Here is a 26,656-nt window from a genome sequence, read left to right as displayed (position 1 = left end):
TAGTGAAAAAACTAGACAGATACATATTAAAAAGTTTCTTAATTCCTTTTTTAGCAACTTTCTTTATTATACTTTTTGTATTAGTAATGCAAGCGCTTTGGCTAGCTTTTGATGATTTAGCTGGTAAAGGAATAAGTATTCTTATCATTTTAAAATTCCTTTGGTATACCACTTTAATTGTTGCTCCACAAGCCCTTCCTATTGGAATTTTATTATCATCAATTATGACTTTAGGTAGTTTATCTGAAAACTACGAGTTTGCAGCTACAAAATCCGCAGGTGTTTCTTTACAACGTATGGTGAGACCTTTGGTTTTCTTTGCAATACTAATGAGTTCAATCAATTTTGTTTTTCTAGATTATATATATCCATATGCAATCATGAAACAAATTAATTTGAAGATAAACATCAGAAAAAAACAACCTGCTTTAGCACTTGTACCTGGTAGTTTTAATACTGAAATTCCTAATTATCAAATTAAATTTGATGAAAAGTATGGAGAAGACGATAAACTTTTAAAAAATGTACTAATTTATGACTTATCAGCAGGTAGAGGTAATAATAAAATTATATCTGCTAAAAACGGAGAGTTCATTTCTGAAGAAGGAAGTAAATACCTTACTTTAAGACTAAAAGACGGGCATTTTTTTGAACATCATGTAAAAAACAGAACTGCATATAAAGAACGTTTCAGAATGAAATCTTCAAATGCAGATTTTGACGAATACACTATAAATATTGATATATCTTCTTTCAATAATGATAGTTTAGATGACACCAAACACAAGAATAACTTCAACATGCTTAGCTCAAAACAACTGAGAGATACTTTACCCAAGTTAAAAGTCAGTTATGACGAATATGTTGCTACAAGAGCAAGAAGCTTATATTTAAATACAAGTGCTAATAAGTTATATGAATATCCAGATTCTTTAAAATTAACAGATTTAAAGGGAAATATTTTAGACAATTTCGATTTAGAATCTAAATTAGAAGTTCTAAATAACTCCATATCTAAAATAGATAGATCAATTAATAATTTTACAGCTAATAAAGGTTCATTTAAACATCAACGAAAAATAATGAACCTCTACGATATAGAATATCATAACCGTTTTGCTTTTTCTTTATCTTGCTTACTGCTCTTTTTTATTGGAGCACCATTAGGTTCGATTATTAGAAAGGGTGGTATGGGACTTCCTATGATATTAGCCATTGCTATTTATGTTTCTTATTTCTTTTCTAACACATTTGGAAGAAACATGGCCGAAGAAAGTTCCATTTCTGCAATAGGAGGTTCTTGGTTAGCTGTAGCATTAATGTTACCTTTGGCAATAATATTAACAACAAGAGCAACACAAGATAAAGGGCTATTCGACATTAACAGTTTATTTGTTAGAATAGGTAATTTCTTTAAAAAAATCTTCTTTAACAAAGAAGAAAATTCAGACACATGACAACACAAACTAATCAAAAAATACAACTTAACACAATAGAAGAAGCTATTAATGATATCCGACAAGGAAAAGTTATTATAGTTGTAGACGATGAAGATAGAGAAAACGAAGGAGATTTTGTAGCAGCTGCCGAAAAAGTTACTCCAGAGATGATAAACTTTATGGCAACTCACGGAAGAGGTTTAATTTGTACTCCATTAACAGAAAATAGATGTAAAGAGTTAGAATTAGGAATGATGGTAAATAACAATACCGATCCTATGGAAACTGCATTTACTGTTTCTATTGACTTAAGAGGAAACGGTGTTACAACTGGTATTTCTGCTGCAGATAGATCTAAAACCATCGAAGCATTAATTAATGAAAACACAAAACCTTTTGATTTAGCAAGACCTGGACATATTTTTCCTTTACGTGCTAAAGAAGGTGGTGTTTTAAGAAGAACTGGACATACTGAAGCTGCTATAGATTTTGCTCGTTTAGCTGGTTTACAACCTGCTGGTGTAATTGTAGAAATAATGAACGAAGATGGAACTATGGCTCGTTTACCTCAATTAGTTGAAGTAGCTAAAAAGTTCGATTTAAAAATTGTTTCAATTGAAAATCTTGTAGCGTATCGAATGGAGCATGATTCTCTTATTGAAAAGAAAGAAGACTTTACAATTCAAACTCGTTTTGGAGATTTCAGATTAAGAGCATACCACCAAACTACTAATGATCAAATTCATATTGCTTTAACTAAAGGTGCATGGAATAAAAATGAACCTATTTTAACTCGTGTGAATTCTACTTTAGTTAATAATGATATTCTTGGAACATTAACAAACGATGCAGATCATAAATTAGATCGTATGTTTAAGGTTGTTAATGATGAAGGACGTGGGGCTATTTTATTTATTAATCAACAAAGTCAGTCTTTAAACTTATTAAATCGTTTACGTGGTTTAAAAGAAAATCAAACAAATGGAGAAATGAAAGCTCCTAGGATTACTTTAGATAACAAAGATTTTGGTATTGGAGCTCAAATATTACATGACTTAAATATTCATAAGTTAAAACTTGTATCGAACACAAAACAAGAAAAACGTGTTGGGATGATTGGTTACGGACTTGAAATTGTTGATTATATAAACTTCTAAAGAGTTTAAAAAAATATATAATGAAGCCTAGAAATAATAATTTCTAGGCTTTTTTTATCTATTTTTACTTAAAGTAAGTTTTTTTGCCGTTTGATAATCTATTCCAAAATCTTGAATAAGAATCCAAAATATTCTTTCTGAACTAAAACCTACATCTTTAATCTTTGATATTATTTCTTCTAACTTAAACGAATTTGAGTTATTTTTAAACTCTAAAGCTATTTCTTCTTTAAGATAATTCTTAGCAATTTGTACAGCAGCACTTCTTGCTAATTTTCCGTTTTTAAACGTTTCAGGATAATAATTATTGGACGAATCAATTTGTTTTTCCTTATTCAGTAAATCATAAACACTCCACCACCAAAAGTCTCCTTTCATCCATTCTGCTCTTAATAATAAACCACGCCATTTTGCATAACAATCATCAGTTAAATCTCCTTCCCAAATTAATTCTTGATTATAAAAACTTCTTTTTTGAAAAATCATTTCAAACAATATTAACAATATTGAAATAAAATTATTACAAACTTGGTAAGCTATTACTTAAAACAATATTATATTCTTCTATAATTTCATTTAAAACTTGGGCAGCAGGTTTTATTTCATGAATTAAACCAGCTACTTGTCCGATCTCTAATTCTCCTTCATCCAAATCTCCTTCAAACATACCTCGTTTTGCTCTGGCACGACCTAATAACTCTTTTATTTCTTCAACAGAAGGATCTTTTTGATATAATTCTTGAACGTCGTTAAAAAACTTATTACGAACTAAACGAACTGGTGCTAATTCTTTTAAAGTTAAATATGTATCTCCATCTTTGACTTTAACAATAGTATCTTTAAAATTATCGTGAGCAGAAGACTCTAAAGTAGCTGCAAATCTACTTCCAACCTGTACTCCATCAGCTCCTAAAACCATCGCTGCTAACATACCTCTACCCGATCCTATTCCTCCTGCAGCAATTACAGGAATTTTCACCTGTTCCTTTACCATAGGAATTAAAGTAAAAGTTGTTGTTTCTTCTCTTCCGTTATGACCTCCAGCTTCAAAACCTTCACAAACTACAGCATCTACTCCTGCAGCTTCGGCTTTTAAAGCAAATTTCACTGAACTTACCACATGAACTACAGTAATTCCCTTTACCTTTAAAAAGTTAGTCCAAGTCTTAGGATTTCCTGCCGAAGTAAAGACAATTTTAACTCCTTCTTCAACAATAATATCCATAATTTGTTCTATATCTGGATACAACATAGGAACATTAACTCCAAAAGGTTTATCTGTAGCTTTTTTACATTTCTGAATATGCTCACGTAAAACATCAGGATACATAGATCCAGCTCCAATAAGTCCTAATCCATCAGCATTAGAAACAGCTGAAGCTAATTTCCAACCAGAAACCCATATCATTCCACCCTGAACAACAGGATATTTTATATTAAAAAGTTCTGTAATTTTATTTGTCAAAATAGTATATTTTAGTTGATTAAATATAGGAAAAGTAAAAGTGCTGATAATGAAAAAAAGAAGAAAACTAACATTGGTATTTTTAATACTCTGAAAACAAAACTTATAAAAGTTTCCAATCCATTTGAGGTTGCAATAATGGTTTTCATATAAGAAGTATAAAGTTTTTGTTTATCTTCTAATGGTGATTCTACAAAGTCTTCTATATTATCTTCTTTAAACTCTAATTTATTTGAAACTATTGTTAAAACTCGTTTAATTAAACTACTAGCTATACCTCCTATAAATGGTATTTTGCTAGTAACAGATTTTGAAAGTAATGGAATGGTAACAATATGAATTATTCCTTTAAAAACTAAAGAAAGTACATCTTTCTTGTTCTCTTCCGTAATTTGATTATTAATTTTTGATATATCTTGAATTGCTAATTTTAAAATATCGAGCGAATAATCAACAATCTCCCAAATATCATTTTTCATCTTAAAAACTAAAGACAAAAAACCAAATGCAACACCAAAAACAACAAATAAACCAAAACCTATAACTGCATAAATTAAATACTCTACATGAACTAAATTAAAAGCATAAAATCCTAAAAAGTAAATAAAAAGAGAGAGCAAAATTGGTTTAATCACCCAAGAAACTATATAGTTTGGGAGTAAGAGAATTTCCACAAAATTTTCAACTACTTCTTCGTCTTTATACTTACTAACATCTAAACCAAGTTCTCGTTTTATTTTCTCTTGTTATTTTAGAACATCTTTTTTAGTTCTTACTTTCATATAATTATTCAATTAGGAAATCACACCAGACCCTAAGAGTTCTTCATTAGCATACCATGCAACGAATTGCCCTTCTTGTATGGCAGACTGAGCATTTACAAACTCAACATAAATTCCATTTCCTACTTTATACAATGTAGCTTTCTCTAAAGATTGACGGTAACGGATTCTTGCTTCAACTTCCATAGTTTCTCCTTCTTTTAAAGCTAAATCTTCTCTAACCCAATGTAATTCATCATTAGTAACAAAAAGCACATTTCTATATAATCCTTTATGGCTTTTTCCTTCTCCTGTATAAATAACATTTTCATCAACATCTGTTTCTATAACAAAAAGTGGCTCTTTGGTTCCTCCCACAGCTAAGCCTTTACGTTGACCTTTAGTGAAATAATGTGCGCCTTGATGTTTACCAACTATTTTTCCATCTGAAACTTGATATGCAAACTTCTTCGATTTATAATCGAGTTCAGCTATCTTATTTTCAAACTTAGGTAATGGTTTTGTGTAGGCATCAAAAGTTTCTGGAATTTGAACAATTACTCCTTCTTTAGGTTGTAATTTTTGTTGTAAAAAATCTGGTAATCTTACTTTACCAATAAAACATAATCCTTGAGAATCTTTCTTTTCAGCTGTAATTAAATCTGCTTCTTTAGCTATAGCTCTAACTTCTGGTTTAGTTAATTCTCCCACAGGGAATAAAGCCTTAGCTAATTGCTCTTGAGATAATTGACATAAAAAGTATGATTGATCTTTATTATTATCTTTTCCAGCTAATAACTTATAGACAGTTTGCCCATTAATTACCTCCTCTTGTTTTCTACAATAATGACCTGTAGCAACATAATCTGCTCCTAAACTTAAAGCAATATCCATAAAAACATCGAATTTTATTTCTCTGTTACAAAGTACATCTGGATTAGGAGTACGACCTTTTTCATACTCATCGAACATATAATCGACTATACGTTCTTTATATTGTTCACTTAAATCTACTGTTTGAAAAGGAATTCCTAATTTCTCAGCAACGATCATAGCATCGTTACTATCCTCTAACCAAGGACATTCATCTGAAATTGTCACAGAATCATCGTGCCAATTTTTCATAAACAAGCCTATAACATCATATCCTTGTTCTTTTAATAAATAAGCCGTTACACTACTATCTACACCACCTGAAAGTCCAACAACAACTCGTTTCATATCTTGCATAATTTAAGCTGCAAATTTACGAAATTGTTACTGATAGTTTAATTATTAAAGTTGATGATTGTATAAGAAGATGGTATTATTCTTTCTTTTTTTTCTTTTTTATACTAGTATCTGGTCTTCCTTTTTTAGATAATTCTCCATCAATATAGAATTCCCACTTTCCAATACGTTTACCATCTTTGTACATACCTTTCTCTTTAATAACTCCTTTTAAATCGTAATATCTGCCTTCACCTTCTAGATTGCCATTAACATAGTTTACAGCTTCTATTAAAATTCCTTCTTCTGTATAGATTTTAGATGAACCGTGTCTTTTTCCTTCTTTATATTCTGAAACTTCAGTTAGTTTTCCGTTGATGTAGTAATTTTTTAAAACACCATCTAGTTTTCCATCTTTATAGTTTTCTTCAGAAAATAATGTTTTTCCATCAGAGAAATAATATATCCACTTTCCTACTCTTTTTCTACCTACCATTTTTCCTTTAGTTTTCACTCTACTTTTATTGTAAAATTTAACTGAGGCTGTATCTGATTTTTCAGAAAATATTTTAATTATTGAAGGGTAAGCTCCGCCTCTTTCATAAAAAGAAAACACACCTATTTCTTTCCCATTTTTAAACTGTCCTTTATAGCGAATATCACCATTCTCATAATATTTACGCCATTCACCATTTCTTTTTCCATTAGCATCTACTTGATTCACTTTTTGAGCCATTGATACCAGCGTAAAAATCATTGTAAATACAAAACTTAAGACAACATATTCTCTATCTTTTACCATTACTATTCTTTTTGTTTTTATATTTAGTAAATTTTTCTGTAAAAGTACACAAACCGTACCAATATGAGTATCGATTTTTTAATTTCTACATTAAATTCAGTTGAAAACCCTAAAAGAATAAATCGAAATAAAGCTGCAAATATTGTATTAGAACATACTGAATTAATAGAGCATTTGGTAAATTTAACATTTAAAACGGAGGATAAAATATCAATAAAAGCTTCTTGGATTTTAGAATGGATTTGTACTCATCATGGAATTGATTATTTACTTCCTTACATAGAAACATTTATAAACAATATTAAAAACATACATTTTGATGGTGTACTTCGCACTTGTGCTAAAATCTGCGAACATTTAGCTATTGCTTTTGACGATAAGTTACCGAATAACACCAAAGAGACACTTACCAATAACCATATTGATACTATAATTGAAACTGGTTTTGATTGGTTAATAACTGATCAAAAAATTGCAGTAAAAGCTTATACAATGACTACTTTATTTCTTTTAGGAAAACATAGAGATTGGGTACATTCAGAACTTGAACATATTGTAAGAACTAAAGTGATTCATGAAAGTAAAGGTTGCGAAGCTAGAGGAAAAAAAATTCTTGCTTTGATTCATAAAAGGAATAATTCTTGATATAGTTTCCTATTAAAATTTATATGAAAAAGTTATTTTATATCTCTTTAGTTTTTTCTTTTATTTCTTGCTCAAAAACTATTAACAAAGAAGATTTACAAGGTGTTTGGATTTATGATTATAAAGAATATTCTAACTCTTTTTTTTACAAGGTTAATTTCAAAAAAGACTCTATAATATTAGTCGATTTTTTCGATTATAGTTTTAAAGGGAAATATGAAATCAAAGGAGATTCTTTAAAAGTTTATTTAAAAGACAAAACACTTACTAAGAAAATCAGTTTACAACCAGGTGATTCAATAGTAATTCTGAACAATAGTACTTTTTTAAGGCATCCGAATATTATTGAAAATGAATATACAAGTTATGATCTTTTAAATTTAGATTCTAAAATTAAAATGAGTTCAGATAGTTTATCAACAAACCATAAAACATTTAACTTAATTAAAAAAAACAATAAATATATACTTGAAGATTATAGTGGTTTTGATAGTTTAAATTTAAAACTTTATAATTACTCTGTACATTCAATTTTCATAACCTATAATATACTTCTAAATAAAGAAATAACTCTTAAAAAATTAAAAGGAATATTTTCAAAAATAAATCTTACTTATCATCGTAAAGTAAACTTAATTACCAAAATTGATTTACAAAAACAATTATACCATGTTTTTCCTTTAATTATAGATTTATGGGAAGAAGACATGAGAAAACTACAAAAAGAAAATAATGGTTTCCCACCTAGACCTCCAGTAACAGAATATGAGAATAAAGCATCATATATTAAAGCTTACCATCCTGAACTTTTACAAATAAAATCTATACAAGATTTTGACAAAATACAGTATATCAAACCTAACTCACACTATTTAATTAGTATTAATATCGAATTACCTATTGAAGAATATTTAAAACTAACTCAGCAGTTAAACATCATTAAAAAAGACAAAAATACTAGAATCCGAACTGAACTTATTGATTTTAATTAAACATATTAAATACTTCGTAAGTTTAAATCAGCAGTTCGGAAATAAACTATTATACATTTCTTTTACTCCTGATATCTTCATGATGAATTAAAACATATTTAATCATGAAAAAAAACATTTTAAACTTAGGCAAAACCTTAAGTAAATCAGCACAAAAAACTATTAATGGAGGAAGTAGAATCATTCCTTGTTTCGAATGGTGTGAATTAGGTTCTTATTACCAAAGTATAATTCCTAAACCTCTTTTTTGTAATTGTGGTTCAACTAGTACTGGTGGAGGAAACAATGGAGGAAACAGTGGAGGAAACAGTGGAAATGGCCCTATTGATAAAGTATAAAAGATTTATAGCTTCCTAATTACGATAATCAACATTTTTAATTGTGATAAATAGTTCAAAAAGTTAGATTTCAAAAGTTAAAAATAATGATTCAGAAATATTCTTCTCTAAGGATAATTAAATCGTAATAAATTCAGATTGAATTAAAAAAACATCAATCATGAAGAAAAACATTTTAAATTTAGGCAAAGCCCTAAACAAAAACACTCAGAAAGAAATTACTGGTGGTGGTGGACATCACAGTACGGGAAATTCTACAACTACTGGAACAACCTTAACTCCAAAAGACCCAGATTACTGGACTCCCGGAGGTAAATATGCTTGCTATACAAGATATGAAAACCCGAATAGTTTTAGTCATATTTCTCTTTATGATGAAACAGGAAAAGTTTATATCTGTTGGCCTTATTAGTAAACAAAAAAGCAAACCTCAATCGGTTTGCTTTTACTTTTTTATTGTTTACAATCTCCATTCTTCAAATCTTCTTTAGTTGGATTGTATAAATTATCTCTTATTGTTAACCCATAATCTGTAGTTTGATTTTGAACCACATTGGTTAAAGCACAATAATCTGATAAACTAGGATTATTTTTCACTATAACTGCTTTTATTTTCTTTAAGTTATTTAATCCCTCTAAACTTGTTAGTTGTGTTTCCTCTATATAAACAACTCCACTAAATTCTTCTACAGCGCTTAAAGCTAAAAGATCCTTTATCTGATTCCCTTTAATAAAAACTTCCCCAGAAATTTTTGTAAACCCTTTTTCTTTAAAAAAATCTAACCAATAAGATCCAGAAATTCTTGTTTGTACTCCATGATACTCATTTAATGGAACTAGCCTTTCACATTCGAATTGAATACTTCCTGGATTAAATCTATTACGATTCATTAAATAAAATGTTCCTTTAATTTCTCCATCAGTAACCAATGGAAGTAGACCACAAAAACTGTATAATGCTTGATTGTTACTAATAGAAAGATCTTCACCTATTAACTTAAGATTAGTTAATTCATTTAAATTTTCTATGCGTAAGTTACCTTGAATTCTTAAATCTTGTTCTACCTCTGTAACATTATTTAATCCTTCTAAATTAACTAATTTAACATTATCTACAACGCTTAACCAAAGGAATGATTTTACATGAATTAAGTCTTTTATATCTTCTAATTTATGATTCCCATTTAAATTTAAAGCAACACCAGTTTCTTTAGTTTCAGGAAATCCTTTAAGGTTTTTAAGCTCTCCATTGAAAGCTATTTGAACAAATCCTTCTATTTCTAAATTTTCAACTCCTTCTATACTAGTCAAAGTGGTATGAATGATATTTAACCCCTTTACAAATGTTACATCTTTTAACGGCATTAAATCATTAATAGCATAAGGGAAAGAATATCCATTGGTTCCATGTGCGCTACCAATATTAAGCTTTCCGTTTACTCTTTTGTATCCTCTAGAAACAAAATCTTCTAATTCTTCTTGATTTAATATATCAACATCTCCTTCATAAGTTTCACTAACTCCAATACCTTTAATACTAATTGGTGCATTACTAGATGTTGCATTACTAGCTATCTGTATAAAACCAGTATATTCTTTTTCTTCTGTTGGTGAAAAAGTTATCTCTAATTCCTTAATTTCATCAGGAGCTATTTCTATTAATGTAAAATTTATTGAAAAACCTTCAGGTAAAACTATCTCTTCTATTTTTAATACTGAATCTCCTTCATTTAAAATCTTAATAGGAAAAGATTTACTAACCGATTTTACAACATTACCAAAATTTAAATAATTTGCATTATTTTCTGTTTGGATGGTCAAAACAACTATTGGATCTGGATCAGGGATTATTATATCTACATCAATATTTTCTTCACTAGAATTATCTCCCCCACAAGCAATTAAACTTAATGTTACAAGTAAAAATATAAATTTTCTCATAGTATAATTAATACGTTTCTAAAGGCTTGCGAAATTAATTAAAAAAGTAAAGCAATAAATCACGAATTGTATTAAAAATTAAAGGAGAAACATTTTAAACCTAAATAAAATAGATAAATTTAGCATATACTCCATAATATCTGGTTAAAAATTTTATTATAACTCTTCTATGTTTGTAGGTTTTCTATAACCTTGAAAAGGTTGTTTTAATAATTCAACTAAATCTGAGTTTTTTACTTCATCTGGAAATGTATCTACACCATATACTATTTTTTCTCTATCCAATTCCATATAAGTTCCCAATAATCTATCCCAAATGGAAAAAATATTTCCGAAATTAGAATCGGTATATGGCAATAAATTATGATGATGAACTTTGTGCATATCAGGAGATACGATAATATAACTTAATATTTTATCTAACTTTCTCGGCATTTTTAAATTAGCATGATTAAATTGAGTAAACACTAAAGATAAAGACTGATAAAGCATAATAATGTAAAAAGGCGTACCTACTAAAAACACTCCTAATAGTGTAAATACAAAGCGAATTACACTTTCTATCGGATGATGTCTATTTGCTGTAGTAGTATCTACTTTATGATCTGAATGATGTACCAAATGTACCATCCATAAAGGTTTAACTTTGTGTTCAACCAAATGAGCTAGATATGCTCCGAAAAAATCTAAAAATAAAACACCTAAAATTATATATGTCCAAAGTGGTATTTCTGGCAACCAATTTATAAGTCCAAATTGATTTTCTTCTACCCAAAAAGATGTTTGTAATAATAAAAAAGCTAAAGCAAAATTAATAATTACAGTAGTTCCTGTAAAAAATAAATTAGGCCAAGCATGCTTCCACTTATTATATTTAAAATTAAATAGTGGTATTCCGCTTTCTAAAATCCAAAAAAAAGAAATCCCACCAACTAATAACATACTTCTATGTAAAGTTGGCATATTTTCAAAATAACTTTTTATAACCTCCATAAATAACATTGTAATTGTTTGATATAACAATGTTAATAAAAAAATTAGGTTACAAAATTTACCTCTGTTAAGAAAAACTACGAAATTGGTAATTTTAACTTAGATTTTCAACCAATTTCATAAACTTCATAGCATAATAACAAAATAAATTCAAAAACTAAGACTGTGGTAACCTCTTTTTCAACTCCTCAAGAATTCTATAAGTAGCAGGACAAATTTCAGTGTTTTTTATGGTAAGATTTGCTAATTGGATAAACTTTTTTCTATTCGTGTGAGGATATTCGGCACAAGCTTTCGGACGAACATCGTAAATAAAACAAGAATTATCATTTAAATCTAAAAAAGGACAAGGAGAAGTTTGCAACACATGAAAATCATCTTCATCAATACGCAAATATTGTGCAACAAAATCAGGTACTTTCATCCTTAAATGCTTAGCTATTCGTTCAATATCTTTATAAGTAAACATCGGACTTGTTGTTTTACAACAATTTCCACAGTTTAAACAATCTGTTCGTTCAAATTCTTCTTCGTGAATCTCTTGAACAACTAAATCTAGACGTTTAGGAGTACGCTTTTTTAATTTCTGAAAGTATTTTTTATTCTCTTGCAGCTTTTCTTGAGCTAATTCTCTAAGATTTTCAAGGTCTTTATCCATATTGCAAAACTACAGTAATATGACCAGAAATGAGCCAAATAAACCAATAAAATTATGTAATTTTGCTACTCGATTTAAAAGAAATAAGTCAACTAATGAACATACAATCGTTACTAGAAGCGAAGGTTAAAGAAGGGTTTGAAAAATTATACGAAACTGAAATTCCATCTGTTGAATTTCAAGCAACCCGAAAAGATTTTGAAGGTGATATAACTGTAGTAGTTTTCCCTTTATTACGATACAAAAAAGGAAATCCGGTTCAAATTGGAAACGATTTAGGTAATTACTTGGTAGAAAACGTACAAGAAGTATCTAATTTTAATGTTGTAAAAGGATTTTTAAACTTAGTTATTGATGATAGTTTTTACATCAATTTCTTTAACGAAATCGCTACTAACGAAAGGTATGGCTTTGTAACTTCTAGTACAGATGCTAGAATGGTTGAATATTCTTCTCCAAACACTAACAAACCTTTACACTTAGGTCATGTTCGTAATGTATTATTAGGATACGCTGTTTCAGAAATTTTAAAAGCTGCCGGACATAAAGTTTACAAAACTCAAATCATTAACGATAGAGGAATTCATATTTGTAAATCAATGTTAGCTTGGAAACGTTTTGGTAATGGTGAAACTCCAAAATCTACAGGATTAAAAGGAGATAAGTTAGTTGGAAATTACTACGTTAAATTCGATCAAGAATATAAAAAAGAAATCAGTGATTTAGTTGCTAACGGAATAAGTGAAGATGACGCTAAAAAACAAGCGCCTATTTTCTTAGAAGCTCAAGAAATGTTACGCAAATGGGAATCTGGTGATGAAGATACTGTATCACTTTGGAAAACGATGAACGGTTGGGTGTATGAAGGTTTTGATGTAACATACAAAAATATCGGTGTTGATTTTGATAAATTATATTACGAAAGTGACACCTATTTGTTAGGAAAAGATGTAATAGAACAAGGGTTGAAAGATGGAGTTTTCTTCAAAAAAGAAGATGGTTCTGTTTGGTGTGATTTAACTGAAGATGGCTTAGATGAGAAATTGGTATTACGTTCTGATGGAACCGCGGTATATATGACTCAAGATATCGGAACTGCAATTCAGCGTGCTAAAGATTTCACTGATTTAAACGGAATGGTTTACACAGTTGGTAACGAACAAGATTACCATTTTAAAGTATTGTTCTTAATCTTAAAGAAATTAGGTTACAATTGGGCTGATCAATTATATCACTTAAGCTACGGAATGGTTGATTTACCATCTGGAAAAATGAAATCTCGTGAAGGAACTGTTGTTGATGCTGATGATTTAATGAATGAAATGACGAATACAGCTCGTGAAATTTCTCAAGAATTAGGAAAACTAGAAGGCTATTCAAACGAGGAAAAAGAATCGTTATATAAAATTATCGGATTAGGAGCTTTAAAATATTTCATTTTAAAAGTAGACCCTAAGAAACGTATTTTATTTGACCCACAAGCTTCAGTAGATTTTCAAGGAAATACAGGACCCTTTGTACAGTATACTTTTGCTAGGATCCAATCAATTTTGAGAAAGGCTGACTTCGACTATTCTAAAACTATAACAGGAATTGAGTTACACGAAAAGGAAAAAGAATTAATCAAGCAGTTAGAGTTATATCCAGAAGTAATTCAGCAAGCAGCGAAGAATTATTCTCCTGCAGTAATTGCTAACTATACATATGATTTAGTTAAAGAATTTAATTCTTTCTATCAAAATGTTTCTATTCTTGGTGAAGAAAATGAAGATAAAAAGATTTTTAGAGTTCAATTAGCGAAGAAAGTAGCAGATACAATTGCTTCTGCTTTCCGTTTATTAGGTATTGATGTTCCTGAAAGAATGTAATTCTATACAATGAATAATGTAATTAAAATAATTTTAAAAAGTATAGTAAAGCTTATACTTGGTGGATTACTTATTGGTTTTTTCCACCAGTATGATCTTATTTTAGCCATACTTTTAGTTTTAAAAATTACACACTCATTTGTTAAAAACATAAGAAACAAAACATTTAATAGTAACCTAATTTTTGGTTTTCTATTAACTGCTATTATCGGATATATTTGTGAATATTTTGGAACAAAGTATCAATATTGGGAATATCACGATGTAGCTACAGAAATACCAAAATGGGTATTTTTCGCATGGGGAGCAGCTTTTATTCTTATTTACCAAACAGAATTGGAAATTAATAAGAAAACAACCGATATATCGTCTAAAACAAAAAAGCTATGGGTACTTTTTATAGTAACCGTCTTCCCTACTCTTGGTGAAATCATTACGATTAATCTGGGAACTTGGAGTTATAATGTGCCTTATAAAGTTTTCGGCGTACCTTTGGCAGCTATCGCAGCATTAATTATTATCCATTATGCTGTGAATATAATATTAGGATATACAAGTAAAAAATTCGGAATTAAAGATTTAGTCTTTAATCCTTAAACGATAAATAAACAACTAATAGATAAAACGCGAATTATGAAATATGATATCATAGTGATCGGATCTGGTCCTGGAGGTTATGTAACAGCCATTAGAGCTTCTCAGTTAGGTTTTAAAACCGCTGTAGTTGAAAAAGAAAGTTTAGGTGGTATTTGCTTAAACTGGGGATGTATCCCAACTAAAGCTTTATTAAAATCTGCTCAGGTTTACGATTACTTAAAGCATGTTGATGAATACGGTTTAAAAGCTGAGGCGATTGATAAAGATTTCGACGCTGTTATTAAAAGAAGTCGTGGTGTTGCTGAAGGAATGAGTAAAGGTGTTCAGTTCTTAATGAAGAAAAACAAAATCGATGTAATTAACGGTTTTGGAAAGATTAAAACTGGTAAAAAAGTAGATGTTACTGCTGAAGATGGAACTGTAACTGAATATTCTGCAGATCATATTATAATTGCAACTGGAGCTCGTTCTCGTGAATTACCAAGTTTACCTCAAGATGGTAAAAAAGTAATTGGATATAGAGAGGCGATGACATTACCTCAACAACCAAAATCTATGATTGTTGTTGGTTCTGGTGCAATTGGAGTTGAGTTTGCTCACTTCTACAATGCAATGGGGACAGAAGTAACTATTGTAGAATATATGCCAAATATTGTTCCTGTTGAAGATAAAGATGTTTCTAAACAAATGGAGCGTTCTTTCAAAAAAGCTGGAATTAAAGTAATGACTAACTCTTCTGTAGAGTCTGTTGATACTTCTGGTGATGGAGTAAAAGCTACAGTAAAAACTAAAAAAGGAGAGCAAGTTTTAGAAGCTGATATCGTTTTATCTGCTGTTGGTATTAAAACAAATATTGAAAACATCGGATTAGAAGATGTAGGAATTGTTACTGATAGAGATAAAATCTTAGTAAACGATTGGTACCAAACTAACATTCCTGGTTATTATGCTATTGGAGATGTAACTCCTGGTCCGGCTTTAGCTCACGTTGCTTCTGCTGAAGGAATAACTTGTGTTGAAAAAATCGCCGGTTTACATACAGAAACTATCGATTATGGAAATATTCCTGGATGTACATACGCAACTCCAGAAATCGCATCCGTTGGTTTAACTGAAGAAAAAGCTAAAGAACAAGGTTACGATATTAAAGTTGGTAAATTCCCTTTTTCTGCTTCTGGTAAAGCAAAAGCTGCTGGAACTCCAGAAGGTTTCGTTAAAGTAATCTTTGATGCTAAATACGGAGAGTGGTTAGGTTGCCATATGATTGGTGCAGGTGTAACTGATATGATTGCTGAAGCTGTTTTAGGTAGAAAATTAGAAACTACAGGACATGAAGTGTTAAAAGCTATTCACCCTCACCCAACAATGAGTGAAGCTGTTATGGAAGCTGTTGCTGATGCTTATGATGAAGTTATTCATTTATAAAGAAATAACAATAATAAAAAATAGTAAGTCGAAACTTAATTGTTTCGACTTTTTTTATACTTAAATCTAAATACAAAGAATTTAATTCTATCTATTCATATTCATTCATAACATTTTACTTTTTTTAGGTATCGTAACATTAGTCTACTTATAAAAATATTTTGATTGATAGAACTTTAAACAGGGTTAAACTAAAACCTAGTTACATAAACAATTCTATGAAATCTATACAAAACATGATTATTAATAACAATCCTAATAGGATTAAATATTTATCTAAATTTTCAAAATTTCTAAGATTGCTACTTGAAAACTCAAGAAGAATTACCGTGCTAATATCAAACGAAATAATCACCTTAAAACACTTGTTAGAAATACACCAAATAGAAAAAATGAAAGAACTCTTTTATACTTTTTCTAAAAAAATTAAATATTCCTTCTAAAATCACATTTAAAAATGTAAGTTACAAGAAAAAAAAAACTCTATCATACTTACTCTTCCTTATGCAATAGAAAATTATGATTAAAACATTAATAGTAGAAGACGAATTATATATTAGAAAAGGATTAATTTCTATGATAACTTCTTTAAAAAAAGAAATTGATATTATTGGAGAATGTGAATCTGTTAAGGAAGCTATAACTGTAACCAAAGCATGCAAACCCGATTTAATCTTCTTAGATATTAATTTAAAAGATGGTATTGCTTTTGACTTTTTAGATCAAGTTAAAGATCTTAATTTTCAAGTCATTTTTATTACAGCTTACGATCAATATGCTTTACAAGCCATTAAAAACGGTGCCATAGATTATATTTTAAAACCTGTAGATATTGATGAATTAAATGAAGCAATAGATAGAGTTAAATTGATAACAGATAATAGATCTAATCATTTAGAAATTGTAAAAAATCAATTAATTGAAAAGAGAAGAGAATATATTGTACTTCGTTTACAAGAAGGATATCAAATCGTTCGTTTTGATACTTTAATGTACTGTCAATCAGATAAAGGTTATACAACTTTTTATACAGAAGATAAAAAATCTTATATTGCATCTAAACCTATCAAAGATTTTGAAAATCAACTACCTGAAAATTTATTTTTAAGAACACATCAATCTTATGTAGTAAACTTGAAATTTATTGATAAATATGATAAAACAGGGTATGCATTCTTAAAATCTGGAGTTAAAATACCTGTTTCTATAAGAAAAAGAGAAGAGTTTGTTTCTCGTCTTTTGTTATAGTTTAAATAAAAAACAAATGATACGTTTCTATGTACTTTTATTAATTTTCTTTCTTCAAAGTTGTAAGGAACAAGATCAAAAAAGTTTCATTTTTAATATTTCAGAAAAATCCATCGAAAATTATACACCTTTAAATCGAAGCAAACTTTCTAAAGATTTATGGCGTAAACATGGACTTTTTAATATTGAAAGTTTTAATTCTAACTTCAATTACTACATAAGTCATAAAAGCGATTCTCTAAAAATTATTGAACGTATTTACGATACTGAAAACAGTACTTGGTTATGTCTTGTAAATAAAAATGGTTTTTATTTAGATCATATGCAAGTAGCTTATGATAACGCCGAAGGTTTTTTAACTGTTGAATCTGAAATGATTGACAAAAATGTAATCGTTAAAACCTGGAATGATTTTTCTGACATAAAACAAACTATAGATTCTATTAAAATCACAAATGAAACTTTTAGAAATCCTGCTAAAGAAAGAGCTGTTGTGGGACATTGGAAAAACGAAGTCTCTAATTTAAATTTTAAACTATTTGTAGCTAATAATCAATTAGAATATACATTTACTTCTCCAAAAAGATCTTTTAATGGAACGGCTCAAGTAACGGCGAACAATCTTATTATTTTTAATGACTTTGAATGGAGTGAATTTGCTGGCGGAGCTGTTGATGATGGCGGCGATGATAAAGAACAAGGACAACCTCCGCTACCTACAGAAATTGGTACAACTATAGATTTTGAAAGTGATGAATTTGTGATTCAAAATTATGGAAATGCAATGAATTACTTTACGAAAATAGAAGAAGCTAGTGAAAAGTATGTGAGCTTTAAAAAAGTTAAATAGTTAATTTTATTTTATCTAATAATATCTTTAATACGCATCATATTGTCTAAAAAAACTACATTTACTTCGTATCACTTCGTAAAACTTCGTGTTTTTATACTTTGTTTTTAAAGCTTTAAATCCAGAGTTTTCAAACTTTCTATATTCATTTCCTTCATAACCAGAATAATTTGAATCCCAACCATTATTGTAATATTCGTTCAATTCACACTTAGCTATCATGTAAGCACATCTTGCATTTAGTTCATTATCAGTTGAGATTTCAATTGTTTTTTCATAATAATATTTTGCTTTTTTAGCTAAACCATTGTAGGTATTTCTATATCCCCCGTAAGGAAAACTATAAGTTTTTTTCTTTGAAATTACATCGTTTATATCTGATCTGATTCTTCCGAAATCGTAGTTATAATAACGATCTTTTCCGTAATAAGTAAAAGCTCTATAATACCCTGTATTTGATGCATTATAAAAATAATTCCCAAGTAAATAATAGGCTAGTTTTTTCTTCCACTTCTTTGTGGTTTCATCTTGCGTCATATCCTCTAAAGTTTGAAGATTAACTAACAAGTCGTAAGTGTTCATCTTTCTGTTTAAAAAAGAATATGCACTAGCTTTATACACTTCATCTTCCATTACAGTTGCATCGTTACAATTAAAACACTCCATTGTATTATTACTGAAAATAGAAGCTGGTATATTTTTTACATCAGACGAACTAAAGTAATCTACTGCAATATTAAAATCTCCACTTCTGTAATACATTAACCCTTTTGCTTTTTCTGCTAAATTTAAAATTGACGAACTTTCTAATCCTTTATTTTTTAAACCTTTTAATAATAATTTTTCGAAATCATTTTTATTTTCCTTTTGAATGAATTTAATTATATCGTCTACTAAATCATGAGACGTTACTTCTTTTAAATCCTCTAAAGGGTTGTGTATTAAATAAGACTGCGCAATTTTGTTTTGTTGCAAATACAAATGACTTACTTGTTCTAGAATAATTCCTCTTAAATTACAAGACATACTCACTTGATTCACTTCATCTAATTGACATGGACCTAAAACTGTAACTCCGTTTTTATTTTTTTTGAATAGTTTAGACAACCATAACTCTCTTTCTTCATTAATTGTTGTCCACGAAAACACTTCAAATATTCTTGCTAAACTTTCTTTTTGTTCTTTAAACTTTCTTGAATTTACTAAGCTTAACTTATCACTTGCGGTTTTAAAATCTTGACGTAAAAACGAAAGATATGCATCTGTTAATTTCCAAAATTCTCTATTAGAAGTAGTACCTTCTAATTTTCTATCAATATAACTTTGTAACGCGATCAATTCATCTGCAACTTTATCTTCTACTTGAAAAATGGATTTTCTAAAATTTATATCTAAAATTGCTCTTTCTAAATTATTTATAATTCGAATAGCTAACAATTCTTGTTTATCTTCAGCAATACCTAAATCAGTTATATTTTCGAGATCCTGCATCGTATCTGAAAACTTTCTAATTGCCGTGATAAAAATCTGATTTGCTTTTTCTTCTTTGGTATTTAAGAATGATTTTCCTTCTGCATTTTTATATGTACAAAACTTATAACTTACAAAAGCAGATCGCTTCTTATCGATACTTTTATCAAAAACCTTTAAAAAAAGATAAGCTGCTTTTTCATATCTTTTAAGTTTATAATAACAACCAGCAACTTGATCTAAAATATAATAGTAGATTTCATTTTTAGATACTTTTGATTTTACTTCGTTGTTATAAAAATCAATGGCAGTTTGAAACTCATAATTGTATCGATACAACCGAATTAATTGATACGCATAACGAAGTTTTAAGTCAGCGTTTTTCTCTTTACTATATAATGATAAACCTTTACCAATTAATTCTGGTGCATTTTGCTTTCTCTTTTTAATTAACGCATCGTAATCCCAATAATAACTTTCATTACTTACTGTAATAGTTTCACAAGATTTTGCAAAACTCAAATAAGTTTTAGCAGCTTTTTCTTTTGCGGATTTCTCTTGAATTGTATAGAGTTTATTCTCTTTTCCGTAAAGAACCTCTACTAATTGATCTTTTGAATATTTTTCATTGAAAAAAGAATACCACTCGTGAACATTTTTAGAATCTTTTAAAGATTGATCTTCATAAAACGGATTCATATCTGTTCTTAAAAAAGGATAAAATGCTTTTTGAGATATATTTTCTTGATTGAATAAATTATAATAGAAAGAATCTGGATCGTAATACCAACCTCCACAAAAGTATTTTGGTGTATTTTCTGCAAATATTTTTGGTGTTGCTATTATTAGAAATAATAATGCGATTATATACTCTTTAAATACTATCTTCTTCATTATAACTTGGTGATTAATTCTTTAAAATTTAGTTCTTTAATTTCTGTTTCATCTAAATGATATAAAATTGTGTTTCTAATATTTAAATCGCTATTTTTAATTATATCATTAGATTTTACAATTTCTTCAATACTCGTTTTTTCTAACTTTAACTTAAAATCTTTATATAAATACTGACCTTTATATAGTTTCTTTTTGAGTACGATATATTGATGTTTTCCTAAACTTTTAAAATGTTCTGTATCGTTTTTAAAATCTTCTTCAATAACTCTATTTATAAGTCGAATATTGTCTTCTCTATTTTTAATTACAACCTGAGAAAATAAAGGTAAAGCTAAATCTAACTGTAATGGATATTCTGTACTTCCCTTTACATATTGAGATACTATCTTACTATTTAAAATTGAATTCTGATTAAAATCACCTAAATCACCAACATTATATAACATTAGAGCACCAAAATCTACTGGTGGAATACCTGTTTCTCTTTGAAATTTTATTTGGTGTAAACGAATAGTTACACTTACAGATATTCTTTCTTTTAGAAGTTCTAAAAATTTAAAATAAGTTTCTCTTGTAGTTTTAGTCCAATCGCAATCAATTTGGATTTCTAAAGCTTGTTTATTGAAGTATTTTTGATGAATTTGTTGAACTAGTTGTGCTACTTTATCTACTAAATTTTGGGTTGAATATTGATTTACTTTAAATACTGAATTACTGATAAAAACTACTGGTACAACTTGTACAGTATTAAAATAAGGGTCTATATCTTGAATTACGCTTACAGGATGACTTATTCCATCGGTTAATACAACATCGAAATAGTGAATAAATGTTTTCTTAGCGTGAGTGTTTTTTAAAGCTTCTTTTTCTACATCAGAAAGCTTTGCATCTGACTTCCAATGATAAAACTGAATTTCATAATCGTCTTTCTTACAAGCATATACTAGTAGTAAAATAAGCAGGCTACTTAGTACTTTCTTCATCTTTAATTTCTTTTACTTTTCAAGTCGAAAGATAAAATATATAGCTTACATAAATACTAACCTTTAACATACAATTTCTGATACTGTTCAATTACTAACTCTAATTTTTCTGCTTTAGTTTGTACAGGAATAATATCTTTCATTAACTCTTTGAGTAGTTCAAACTTTTTACCTACGAAGATCGAAGTATTCTTCTTTTTATTAGAATTTTTTTCTTGTTTATCTTTTTCTATTTCTTTTAAAAACGCTGTATACTTCGAACTATTAATTACTTCTTTGTAGGAAGTAAAAACAGTTATCATTTTTTCTTTTCCCTTTAAATCTTGATTAATTTCTTTACTCCTTTTTAAAGTTCTTATGCTTTGATTTAAAAAATCGTTGATAATTTCTCTTTCTTCTAGAACGTTTTGAGTGCTTTTTGTTGCTTTTCTTGAAAGACTAGAAGCTAAATTGTCGAAATCATTGAACATTTTCACTAATTTCTCTGCAAATTCTTCAGGTGTTTCTTTAATTTCCTTTTCACAAGAAATAAAAACCAAATTCAATATTAATATTTGTAATACTATTCTCATTAACTTATTTTAAAACAACTCCTCTACCTCCATACAAATGCATTGCCAAAACACTAAACTCTTCTTGTACAACTTCTTTTTTAATCCCGTAACGTTTTGAAATTTCTTTCAGTTCGTTTTTTACTTTTGAATTTTTACTCATAGCTATTATGGTTATAATTACAACTAAAATTATTAAAACTCCTATAATTGAAGTCTCTATTATCCTAATGTTGTTATAAACTTCATAATCGTAACGCTTTTTAGCAATAAAAATGTTGTGAATTACAATAAAAACTACATTTAATAAAAAAATGTTTTTTACCAAAGTTTTCATGGTTCCATATTCATTATACAACTTTAACGAATTTTGAATTTTATCTTTAGGAACTTTTTTAACAATTTCAAATTTATCTTCTACTTTCCTCTTAATTTTTATATTATTTTTCATAAATTCTTAACTAAAGTTAAAAATGAACCTACCCACCTTCGTTAGAGAGTGCTTTAAATTCCCAATTGACTCTCCAAACTTTTTTCACTTTAAAGCTTTTATTACAATCAATTCTGTTTCGTCTTTAAATTTTAAGTAGTCCTTTTCCTTAAATTTTTCCCTTATATTTATTTCTTTTCTATCTAAATTGGTTCTAAAAACATATAGATTTACTACTTACTTATTTTTAAACTAAACATAAATTTCATAACAGTTATTGAATTTGATGGGTAGAATTCATTAAAAAATTAGTAATTAATTTTCTCTACATATCATCATAAAGTTTGCATCAAAAATCAAAACTTGTATTAGTATTTAAACGATATTTTTCATGTGTTTTAAGGAAATTGTTCCTTTAAAATTAATTTTGAAATTTTTTGACATCTTTAAATTTCTTTAAAGAAAAAAACACTCCTAATACTATTAAAACAATCATACCATATTGAGATAAAAACTTGCCATCTTCATCTCTTACTATAGCTGGATTATTCTTATCATAATAGATTTTAATTATATCTCCTGTAGATTTAAAAGTTCCAATAACTGGAAGCCCTATCAATTCTACATAAGTTTCAGTAGTTTTTCCTTCTTCTGTTGTAAAGCTAACTATAGCAATAGTTTTTCCCCTACGTTTCTTTTCTATTTTTTTAATAGTTCCAGTTGTTTTCATCCATTCTTCTTGTGAGGAAGCTTGAACACTAAAAAAAAAGAAACATAGTAAATAGATAATTTTTTTCATAATAATTAAAAATTACACTATAATTCCTGTATAAATTTGTTCCATTTCATTAAAAGCTTTCTTTTGAGAATCTATTAATAAAGCATCTTTAATTTTACCTAAAATAATTTCATCAATACCTCTGTAAGCTTTTTGGCTTTTCCCAAACCATCCATGTAAAAAAACATTAAGAATTGTATAACTCAATTCTATTGTTAAATCATCTAAGAAGTAAACCTTTAACCCATGCATTGCACTTTTTTTAACCATAATACACTTTTGCATATTCCCCTCAGCATCTTTTCTAATTTCCCATTTATCGTATTGAATATTCGAATTGTATTCTGACTTTTTATTGATAACCCCTTGTAATTCCTCTAAAGAATTATACTCTTCTTTAATAGTTATTATTTTTTTATTCTAAATGATGTTTTGGTTATAAAGTTCAAAAGTATAAGAGAGAGCTTTAATTTAAATTACCAAACCCATATTCGTGAGGTTATAATAAATATTCGTAAAATGAATTAAAATCAAAAAAATGTAAATATCAATTAATAAAAAAAGCTAACCTAAGTTTATTAGATTAGCTCATTAATTGAGGGAAGAAAATTAGAAAAAGAAAGATTTTGTTGTAATAATCTATAACAGAGGTTTTCCTTTTAATCGTGATTCAATCTTTCTTTTCTTAACGGTTAAACGTTTCATTATATCCATTAGTTTAGCGTCTTTAGTTCTTTTATAGATTTCATTCAATGCTAACACTAATCTTTTTGCCTCTCTTGATGCAACTACTCTATCACTTGTAGTCATGTTTTTCATCTTGGCTTGTTCGAATGCTAATGCTTCACTTAGTATATCCATAATAATTTTGTTTAAACTTATTCAAATATAATTAAACATCATCACAAGATATGTTAATAAATTCCTATTGTTTATTAATTTGAATTATTTTAAATAAAGGAAATCCTTCATAATATTTTTTTGTTTAATTTTTACACAATAAATATAAACAAAAAAATTATCTTTGTTTTTATTAATTGTGTATTTATGTTTAATTTTTTCAAATCAAAATCACTAAAAGAAAAATTAGAAGATCGTTACAAAAAATTACTGGAAGAATCATATAAACTTTCTACAGTAAATAGAAAACTAAGTGATGAAAAGGCTTATGAAGCTGATCAAATTTTACAGCAAATAGAATCTTTAAACAAACAACAATAATATGGAAAAAGGAAAAAAGCCTGACTATGTTGTATACAACTATGAAACAGAATCGTATGATGCTGCTTTAAAACCTTATTCGACTTCTGTTGGCGCTCCTAAAATTACGATTGATGATAACACAGCTTGGAAAAACAGAGTTACTAATAAAGTAAATCATAAAATTAAAACGAAGTACGAAGAACTTAAAGAAGCTTATGCTAAAATGATGGAAGAGTTTGAATACAATAATTTGATTTTAAATGCTGAATTTTCTTTTGAACCAATTATTGGTCAAACATATCATTTGTACATCAACAAAAAAGGAATTCACTTTTTATCACTTATTGCACCAGATCAATGCAACTTTAATTTTGTGGGGAGTTTTATTTTAAATGCCGATCAAACTTGGGAAAAGGTAAGCTAAATTATTTTATATCTAATAAGTATTCGTTATGAAAAAAAATCTAGATATCACTATTGTAGGCGCTGGTGTTAGTGGCTTGGTAGCTGCTATTGTACTTGAACAACAAGGATATGCTCCAACTATAATTGAAACTACAGACAAAGTTGGTGGGCGTATAAAAACAGACTATATAAATAATTATCAGTTAGATCATGGTTTTCAAGTCCTTTTAACTTCTTATCCGCTTGCTAAAAAGTATTTAGATTATAATGATTTAGATCTTCAAAAAATATCACCTGGAGCCATTATTTTTAATAATAAATCTATGTCTGCTATTGGAGATCCTATAAGGGATTTATCATTCTTATTCTCCACTCTCTTTTCTAACTTACTTTCTTTTAAAGACAAGTTAAAGGTTTTTAAATTGAATCGTACTTTACAAAAGAAAACCATTAATAACATATATACAGATAAAGAAACTTCTACTTACAAATATTTAACAGATTTTGGTTTTTCTTCTAAAGCTATAGATAACTTTTTCCTTCCTTTTTTTAGTGGTATTTTTCTAGAAAACAACTTAGAAACGTCTAGTAGACTATTTGAGTTTATTTATAAAATGTTTGGTGAAGGTTATGCTGCAATTCCTAAAGCTGGTATGCAAGCAATTCCGAATCAACTAAAAAATAAACTAAAAAAAACAAATATCATATTTAATACCAAAGTAGAAAAAATAATTAATTCAGAGATTTATCTTAATAATGGAGAAATTATTAAAAGTAACTATAATGTATTAACTGTAAATCCTAATGAGATTTTAAATACTAATACTACTAAATTTTCAGAATGGAAATCTTGTCACACACTATACTTTGAAACATCATCTAAAATTATCGACAAAGCTCTAATAGGATTAATAACTAATAAAAAATCTTTAATTAACAATATATTTTATCATACAAGTTTAAAAACAGAAAAAACACCTAAAAATGAACTTTTATCTGTTACAGTTGTAAAAAATCATGAATTAAACCACGATGATCTAATAAAAAAAGTAATTCAGGAACTAGAAGAAATTTGCAATATAAAAGATCCTAAATTTATTAAAGATTATTCAATTCCATTAGCTCTTCCAAAAAATAAAACAATTACAAACACCAATAGTATTAAAATAAATAGTAATACTTTTTTAGCAGGTGATTATTTATTTAACGGCTCTTTAAATGCAGCTATGTACTCTGGAGAAAATGCTGCTAAAGAAATTATTAAAAACATAAATAATAAACACTTAAGCAACTAAATATATAATATTGTTTTTTTTAAAAAGTCACACTAAACAGTGTGACTTTATAAGTGGGGGAATAAGATATTTGGTATAAAACCGACGGCAAATATACTTACACACTTCTGTCAGCTAATTTAAAATTAGACATAAAACAATATTCTTTCGACAAAAGACTTAATACTTAGGTTAAACGAACAAAAAAACTCAAATAGAAAACTAAAAACCAACTCTTTAAAAATAAAAAAGATCATCCAAAAGATGATCTTTTTTG

General features: G+C 28.1%; 30 protein-coding genes. 15 read left to right on the top strand and 15 right to left on the bottom strand.

Translation table 11 applies throughout. The features are described from left to right. Positions 1 to 2: 2 nt before the first annotated feature. Positions 3 to 1,457 carry an LptF/LptG family permease gene (locus AC2TEO_RS17815; RefSeq protein ID WP_442266112.1) on the top strand — a complete coding sequence of 485 codons (1,455 nt, stop codon included), beginning with the start codon at positions 3 to 5 and terminating at the stop codon, positions 1,455 to 1,457. Then, a complete protein-coding gene (gene ribB, locus AC2TEO_RS17810; protein ID WP_442266111.1) occupies positions 1,454 to 2,596 on the top strand; it encodes a 3,4-dihydroxy-2-butanone-4-phosphate synthase in 1,143 nt (380 codons plus the stop codon). The genes AC2TEO_RS17815 and ribB overlap by 4 nt, the downstream gene beginning before the upstream one ends. A gap of 54 nt (positions 2,597 to 2,650) precedes the next feature. Here the strand turns inward: ribB and AC2TEO_RS17805 are convergent, their stop codons facing one another. From AC2TEO_RS17805 to AC2TEO_RS17785, 5 genes are all read right to left on the bottom strand, one after another. After that, positions 2,651 to 3,082, bottom strand: coding sequence for a hypothetical protein (locus tag AC2TEO_RS17805; protein WP_442266110.1), 432 nt, complete (start codon positions 3,080 to 3,082; stop codon positions 2,651 to 2,653). Between the two features lie 34 nt (positions 3,083 to 3,116). Next, positions 3,117 to 4,061, bottom strand: a complete 945-nt coding sequence (locus AC2TEO_RS17800) for an NAD(P)H-dependent flavin oxidoreductase (RefSeq protein WP_442266109.1) — start codon at positions 4,059 to 4,061, stop codon at positions 3,117 to 3,119. An 11-nt stretch (positions 4,062 to 4,072) separates the two neighbouring features. Continuing rightward, on the bottom strand, positions 4,073 to 4,696 hold the full coding sequence (locus tag AC2TEO_RS17795; RefSeq protein WP_442266108.1) for a hypothetical protein: 624 nt from the start codon (positions 4,694 to 4,696) through the stop codon (positions 4,073 to 4,075). 159 nt (positions 4,697 to 4,855) lie between these two features. After that, complete coding sequence (mnmA, locus tag AC2TEO_RS17790; RefSeq protein ID WP_442266107.1) at positions 4,856 to 6,043, bottom strand: tRNA 2-thiouridine(34) synthase MnmA; 1,188 nt, start codon at positions 6,041 to 6,043, stop codon at positions 4,856 to 4,858. A gap of 85 nt (positions 6,044 to 6,128) precedes the next feature. After that, positions 6,129 to 6,833, bottom strand: a complete 705-nt coding sequence (locus tag AC2TEO_RS17785; protein WP_442266106.1) for a toxin-antitoxin system YwqK family antitoxin — start codon at positions 6,831 to 6,833, stop codon at positions 6,129 to 6,131. Between the two features lie 63 nt (positions 6,834 to 6,896). Between AC2TEO_RS17785 and AC2TEO_RS17780 the strand changes: the two genes are divergently transcribed. From AC2TEO_RS17780 to AC2TEO_RS17765, 4 genes are all read left to right on the top strand, one after another. Next, the gene (locus AC2TEO_RS17780) at positions 6,897 to 7,478 is read left to right on the top strand and encodes an adenylosuccinate lyase (protein WP_442266105.1); all 582 of its coding nucleotides are present in this window, start codon (positions 6,897 to 6,899) and stop codon (positions 7,476 to 7,478) included. 23 nt (positions 7,479 to 7,501) lie between these two features. Beyond that, a complete protein-coding gene (locus AC2TEO_RS17775; protein ID WP_442266104.1) occupies positions 7,502 to 8,470 on the top strand; it encodes a hypothetical protein in 969 nt (322 codons plus the stop codon). A gap of 104 nt (positions 8,471 to 8,574) precedes the next feature. Further along, positions 8,575 to 8,808 carry a hypothetical protein gene (locus AC2TEO_RS17770; protein WP_442266103.1) on the top strand — a complete coding sequence of 78 codons (234 nt, stop codon included), beginning with the start codon at positions 8,575 to 8,577 and terminating at the stop codon, positions 8,806 to 8,808. A 160-nt stretch (positions 8,809 to 8,968) separates the two neighbouring features. Then, positions 8,969 to 9,220, top strand: coding sequence for a hypothetical protein (locus AC2TEO_RS17765; protein ID WP_442266102.1), 252 nt, complete (start codon positions 8,969 to 8,971; stop codon positions 9,218 to 9,220). 41 nt (positions 9,221 to 9,261) lie between these two features. Here AC2TEO_RS17765 and AC2TEO_RS17760 read toward each other — a convergent pair whose 3' ends face one another. From AC2TEO_RS17760 to AC2TEO_RS17750, 3 genes are all read right to left on the bottom strand, one after another. Further along, complete coding sequence (locus AC2TEO_RS17760) at positions 9,262 to 10,749, bottom strand: ASH domain-containing protein (RefSeq protein ID WP_442266101.1); 1,488 nt, start codon at positions 10,747 to 10,749, stop codon at positions 9,262 to 9,264. A 156-nt stretch (positions 10,750 to 10,905) separates the two neighbouring features. Next, a complete protein-coding gene (locus AC2TEO_RS17755; RefSeq protein WP_442266100.1) occupies positions 10,906 to 11,742 on the bottom strand; it encodes a sterol desaturase family protein in 837 nt (278 codons plus the stop codon). A gap of 157 nt (positions 11,743 to 11,899) precedes the next feature. After that, on the bottom strand, positions 11,900 to 12,400 hold the full coding sequence (locus AC2TEO_RS17750) for a YkgJ family cysteine cluster protein (protein ID WP_442266099.1): 501 nt from the start codon (positions 12,398 to 12,400) through the stop codon (positions 11,900 to 11,902). Positions 12,401 to 12,495: 95 nt separating this feature from the next. On the opposite strand from AC2TEO_RS17750, the gene argS reads away from it, so the two are divergent. From argS to AC2TEO_RS17720, 6 genes are all read left to right on the top strand, one after another. Continuing rightward, the gene (gene argS, locus AC2TEO_RS17745; RefSeq protein WP_442266098.1) at positions 12,496 to 14,268 is read left to right on the top strand and encodes an arginine--tRNA ligase; all 1,773 of its coding nucleotides are present in this window, start codon (positions 12,496 to 12,498) and stop codon (positions 14,266 to 14,268) included. Between the two features lie 9 nt (positions 14,269 to 14,277). Next, positions 14,278 to 14,865 (top strand): hypothetical protein, encoded by a 588-nt coding sequence (locus AC2TEO_RS17740; RefSeq protein WP_442266097.1) that lies wholly within the window; start codon positions 14,278 to 14,280, stop codon positions 14,863 to 14,865. Between the two features lie 36 nt (positions 14,866 to 14,901). Continuing rightward, positions 14,902 to 16,290: a dihydrolipoyl dehydrogenase gene (gene lpdA, locus AC2TEO_RS17735; RefSeq protein ID WP_442266096.1), complete on the top strand. Its 1,389-nt coding sequence runs from the start codon at positions 14,902 to 14,904 to the stop codon at positions 16,288 to 16,290. A 161-nt stretch (positions 16,291 to 16,451) separates the two neighbouring features. Next, the gene (locus AC2TEO_RS17730) at positions 16,452 to 16,733 is read left to right on the top strand and encodes a histidine kinase (RefSeq protein WP_442266095.1); all 282 of its coding nucleotides are present in this window, start codon (positions 16,452 to 16,454) and stop codon (positions 16,731 to 16,733) included. 76 nt (positions 16,734 to 16,809) lie between these two features. After that, positions 16,810 to 17,538 (top strand): LytR/AlgR family response regulator transcription factor, encoded by a 729-nt coding sequence (locus AC2TEO_RS17725; RefSeq protein WP_442266094.1) that lies wholly within the window; start codon positions 16,810 to 16,812, stop codon positions 17,536 to 17,538. A 16-nt stretch (positions 17,539 to 17,554) separates the two neighbouring features. Further along, positions 17,555 to 18,388 (top strand): hypothetical protein, encoded by an 834-nt coding sequence (locus AC2TEO_RS17720; protein WP_442266093.1) that lies wholly within the window; start codon positions 17,555 to 17,557, stop codon positions 18,386 to 18,388. A 27-nt stretch (positions 18,389 to 18,415) separates the two neighbouring features. Here AC2TEO_RS17720 and AC2TEO_RS17715 read toward each other — a convergent pair whose 3' ends face one another. From AC2TEO_RS17715 to AC2TEO_RS17685, 7 genes are all read right to left on the bottom strand, one after another. Next, positions 18,416 to 20,752, bottom strand: a complete 2,337-nt coding sequence (locus AC2TEO_RS17715; RefSeq protein ID WP_442266092.1) for a hypothetical protein — start codon at positions 20,750 to 20,752, stop codon at positions 18,416 to 18,418. Next, the gene (locus AC2TEO_RS17710; RefSeq protein WP_442266091.1) at positions 20,752 to 21,738 is read right to left on the bottom strand and encodes a hypothetical protein; all 987 of its coding nucleotides are present in this window, start codon (positions 21,736 to 21,738) and stop codon (positions 20,752 to 20,754) included. The genes AC2TEO_RS17715 and AC2TEO_RS17710 overlap by 1 nt, the downstream gene beginning before the upstream one ends. Before the next feature lie 56 nt (positions 21,739 to 21,794). After that, complete coding sequence (locus AC2TEO_RS17705; protein ID WP_442266090.1) at positions 21,795 to 22,310, bottom strand: hypothetical protein; 516 nt, start codon at positions 22,308 to 22,310, stop codon at positions 21,795 to 21,797. Positions 22,311 to 22,314: 4 nt separating this feature from the next. Then, entirely contained in the window at positions 22,315 to 22,740 is a 426-nt protein-coding gene (locus AC2TEO_RS17700; protein ID WP_442266089.1) for a hypothetical protein, read from the bottom strand. Between the two features lie 400 nt (positions 22,741 to 23,140). Continuing rightward, on the bottom strand, positions 23,141 to 23,518 hold the full coding sequence (locus tag AC2TEO_RS17695; RefSeq protein ID WP_442266088.1) for a hypothetical protein: 378 nt from the start codon (positions 23,516 to 23,518) through the stop codon (positions 23,141 to 23,143). A gap of 12 nt (positions 23,519 to 23,530) precedes the next feature. Continuing rightward, complete coding sequence (locus tag AC2TEO_RS17690) at positions 23,531 to 23,767, bottom strand: hypothetical protein (protein WP_442266087.1); 237 nt, start codon at positions 23,765 to 23,767, stop codon at positions 23,531 to 23,533. Positions 23,768 to 24,136: 369 nt separating this feature from the next. Continuing rightward, complete coding sequence (locus AC2TEO_RS17685; protein WP_442266086.1) at positions 24,137 to 24,358, bottom strand: hypothetical protein; 222 nt, start codon at positions 24,356 to 24,358, stop codon at positions 24,137 to 24,139. A 186-nt stretch (positions 24,359 to 24,544) separates the two neighbouring features. On the opposite strand from AC2TEO_RS17685, the gene AC2TEO_RS17680 reads away from it, so the two are divergent. From AC2TEO_RS17680 to AC2TEO_RS17670, 3 genes are read left to right on the top strand one after another with little or no spacing between them, the layout of a single operon-like run. Next, positions 24,545 to 24,718, top strand: coding sequence for a Lacal_2735 family protein (locus AC2TEO_RS17680; RefSeq protein WP_442266085.1), 174 nt, complete (start codon positions 24,545 to 24,547; stop codon positions 24,716 to 24,718). A 1-nt stretch (position 24,719) separates the two neighbouring features. Then, on the top strand, positions 24,720 to 25,124 hold the full coding sequence (locus AC2TEO_RS17675; protein ID WP_442266084.1) for a DUF2452 domain-containing protein: 405 nt from the start codon (positions 24,720 to 24,722) through the stop codon (positions 25,122 to 25,124). 28 nt (positions 25,125 to 25,152) lie between these two features. Then, positions 25,153 to 26,400, top strand: coding sequence for an FAD-dependent oxidoreductase (locus AC2TEO_RS17670; protein WP_442266083.1), 1,248 nt, complete (start codon positions 25,153 to 25,155; stop codon positions 26,398 to 26,400). Positions 26,401 to 26,656 lie beyond the last annotated feature (256 nt).

The sequence above is a fragment of the Tenacibaculum aquaeponti genome, assembly GCF_057221555.1.
This window is presented reverse-complemented; position numbering and strand designations above follow the sequence as displayed.

Coding starts and splice junctions, on each gene's coding strand:
- AC2TEO_RS17710 (WP_442266091.1), bottom strand. CDS start 21,738: ATGAAGAAAGTACTAAGTAGCCTGCTTATTTTACTACTAGTATATGCT.
- AC2TEO_RS17675 (WP_442266084.1), top strand. CDS start 24,720: ATGGAAAAAGGAAAAAAGCCTGACTATGTTGTATACAACTATGAAACA.
- AC2TEO_RS17755 (WP_442266100.1), bottom strand. CDS start 11,742: ATGGAGGTTATAAAAAGTTATTTTGAAAATATGCCAACTTTACATAGA.
- AC2TEO_RS17785 (WP_442266106.1), bottom strand. CDS start 6,833: ATGGTAAAAGATAGAGAATATGTTGTCTTAAGTTTTGTATTTACAATG.
- AC2TEO_RS17695 (WP_442266088.1), bottom strand. CDS start 23,518: ATGAAAAAAATTATCTATTTACTATGTTTCTTTTTTTTTAGTGTTCAA.
- AC2TEO_RS17670 (WP_442266083.1), top strand. CDS start 25,153: ATGAAAAAAAATCTAGATATCACTATTGTAGGCGCTGGTGTTAGTGGC.
- AC2TEO_RS17720 (WP_442266093.1), top strand. CDS start 17,555: ATGATACGTTTCTATGTACTTTTATTAATTTTCTTTCTTCAAAGTTGT.
- AC2TEO_RS17770 (WP_442266103.1), top strand. CDS start 8,575: ATGAAAAAAAACATTTTAAACTTAGGCAAAACCTTAAGTAAATCAGCA.
- lpdA (WP_442266096.1), top strand. CDS start 14,902: ATGAAATATGATATCATAGTGATCGGATCTGGTCCTGGAGGTTATGTA.
- AC2TEO_RS17715 (WP_442266092.1), bottom strand. CDS start 20,752: ATGAAGAAGATAGTATTTAAAGAGTATATAATCGCATTATTATTTCTA.
- AC2TEO_RS17685 (WP_442266086.1), bottom strand. CDS start 24,358: ATGGATATACTAAGTGAAGCATTAGCATTCGAACAAGCCAAGATGAAA.
- mnmA (WP_442266107.1), bottom strand. CDS start 6,043: ATGAAACGAGTTGTTGTTGGACTTTCAGGTGGTGTAGATAGTAGTGTA.
- AC2TEO_RS17760 (WP_442266101.1), bottom strand. CDS start 10,749: ATGAGAAAATTTATATTTTTACTTGTAACATTAAGTTTAATTGCTTGT.
- AC2TEO_RS17725 (WP_442266094.1), top strand. CDS start 16,810: ATGATTAAAACATTAATAGTAGAAGACGAATTATATATTAGAAAAGGA.
- AC2TEO_RS17740 (WP_442266097.1), top strand. CDS start 14,278: ATGAATAATGTAATTAAAATAATTTTAAAAAGTATAGTAAAGCTTATA.
- argS (WP_442266098.1), top strand. CDS start 12,496: ATGAACATACAATCGTTACTAGAAGCGAAGGTTAAAGAAGGGTTTGAA.
- AC2TEO_RS17680 (WP_442266085.1), top strand. CDS start 24,545: ATGTTTAATTTTTTCAAATCAAAATCACTAAAAGAAAAATTAGAAGAT.
- AC2TEO_RS17780 (WP_442266105.1), top strand. CDS start 6,897: ATGAGTATCGATTTTTTAATTTCTACATTAAATTCAGTTGAAAACCCT.
- AC2TEO_RS17690 (WP_442266087.1), bottom strand. CDS start 23,767: ATGGTTAAAAAAAGTGCAATGCATGGGTTAAAGGTTTACTTCTTAGAT.
- AC2TEO_RS17705 (WP_442266090.1), bottom strand. CDS start 22,310: ATGAGAATAGTATTACAAATATTAATATTGAATTTGGTTTTTATTTCT.
- ribB (WP_442266111.1), top strand. CDS start 1,454: ATGACAACACAAACTAATCAAAAAATACAACTTAACACAATAGAAGAA.
- AC2TEO_RS17750 (WP_442266099.1), bottom strand. CDS start 12,400: ATGGATAAAGACCTTGAAAATCTTAGAGAATTAGCTCAAGAAAAGCTG.
- AC2TEO_RS17700 (WP_442266089.1), bottom strand. CDS start 22,740: ATGAAAAATAATATAAAAATTAAGAGGAAAGTAGAAGATAAATTTGAA.
- AC2TEO_RS17765 (WP_442266102.1), top strand. CDS start 8,969: ATGAAGAAAAACATTTTAAATTTAGGCAAAGCCCTAAACAAAAACACT.
- AC2TEO_RS17775 (WP_442266104.1), top strand. CDS start 7,502: ATGAAAAAGTTATTTTATATCTCTTTAGTTTTTTCTTTTATTTCTTGC.
- AC2TEO_RS17805 (WP_442266110.1), bottom strand. CDS start 3,082: ATGATTTTTCAAAAAAGAAGTTTTTATAATCAAGAATTAATTTGGGAA.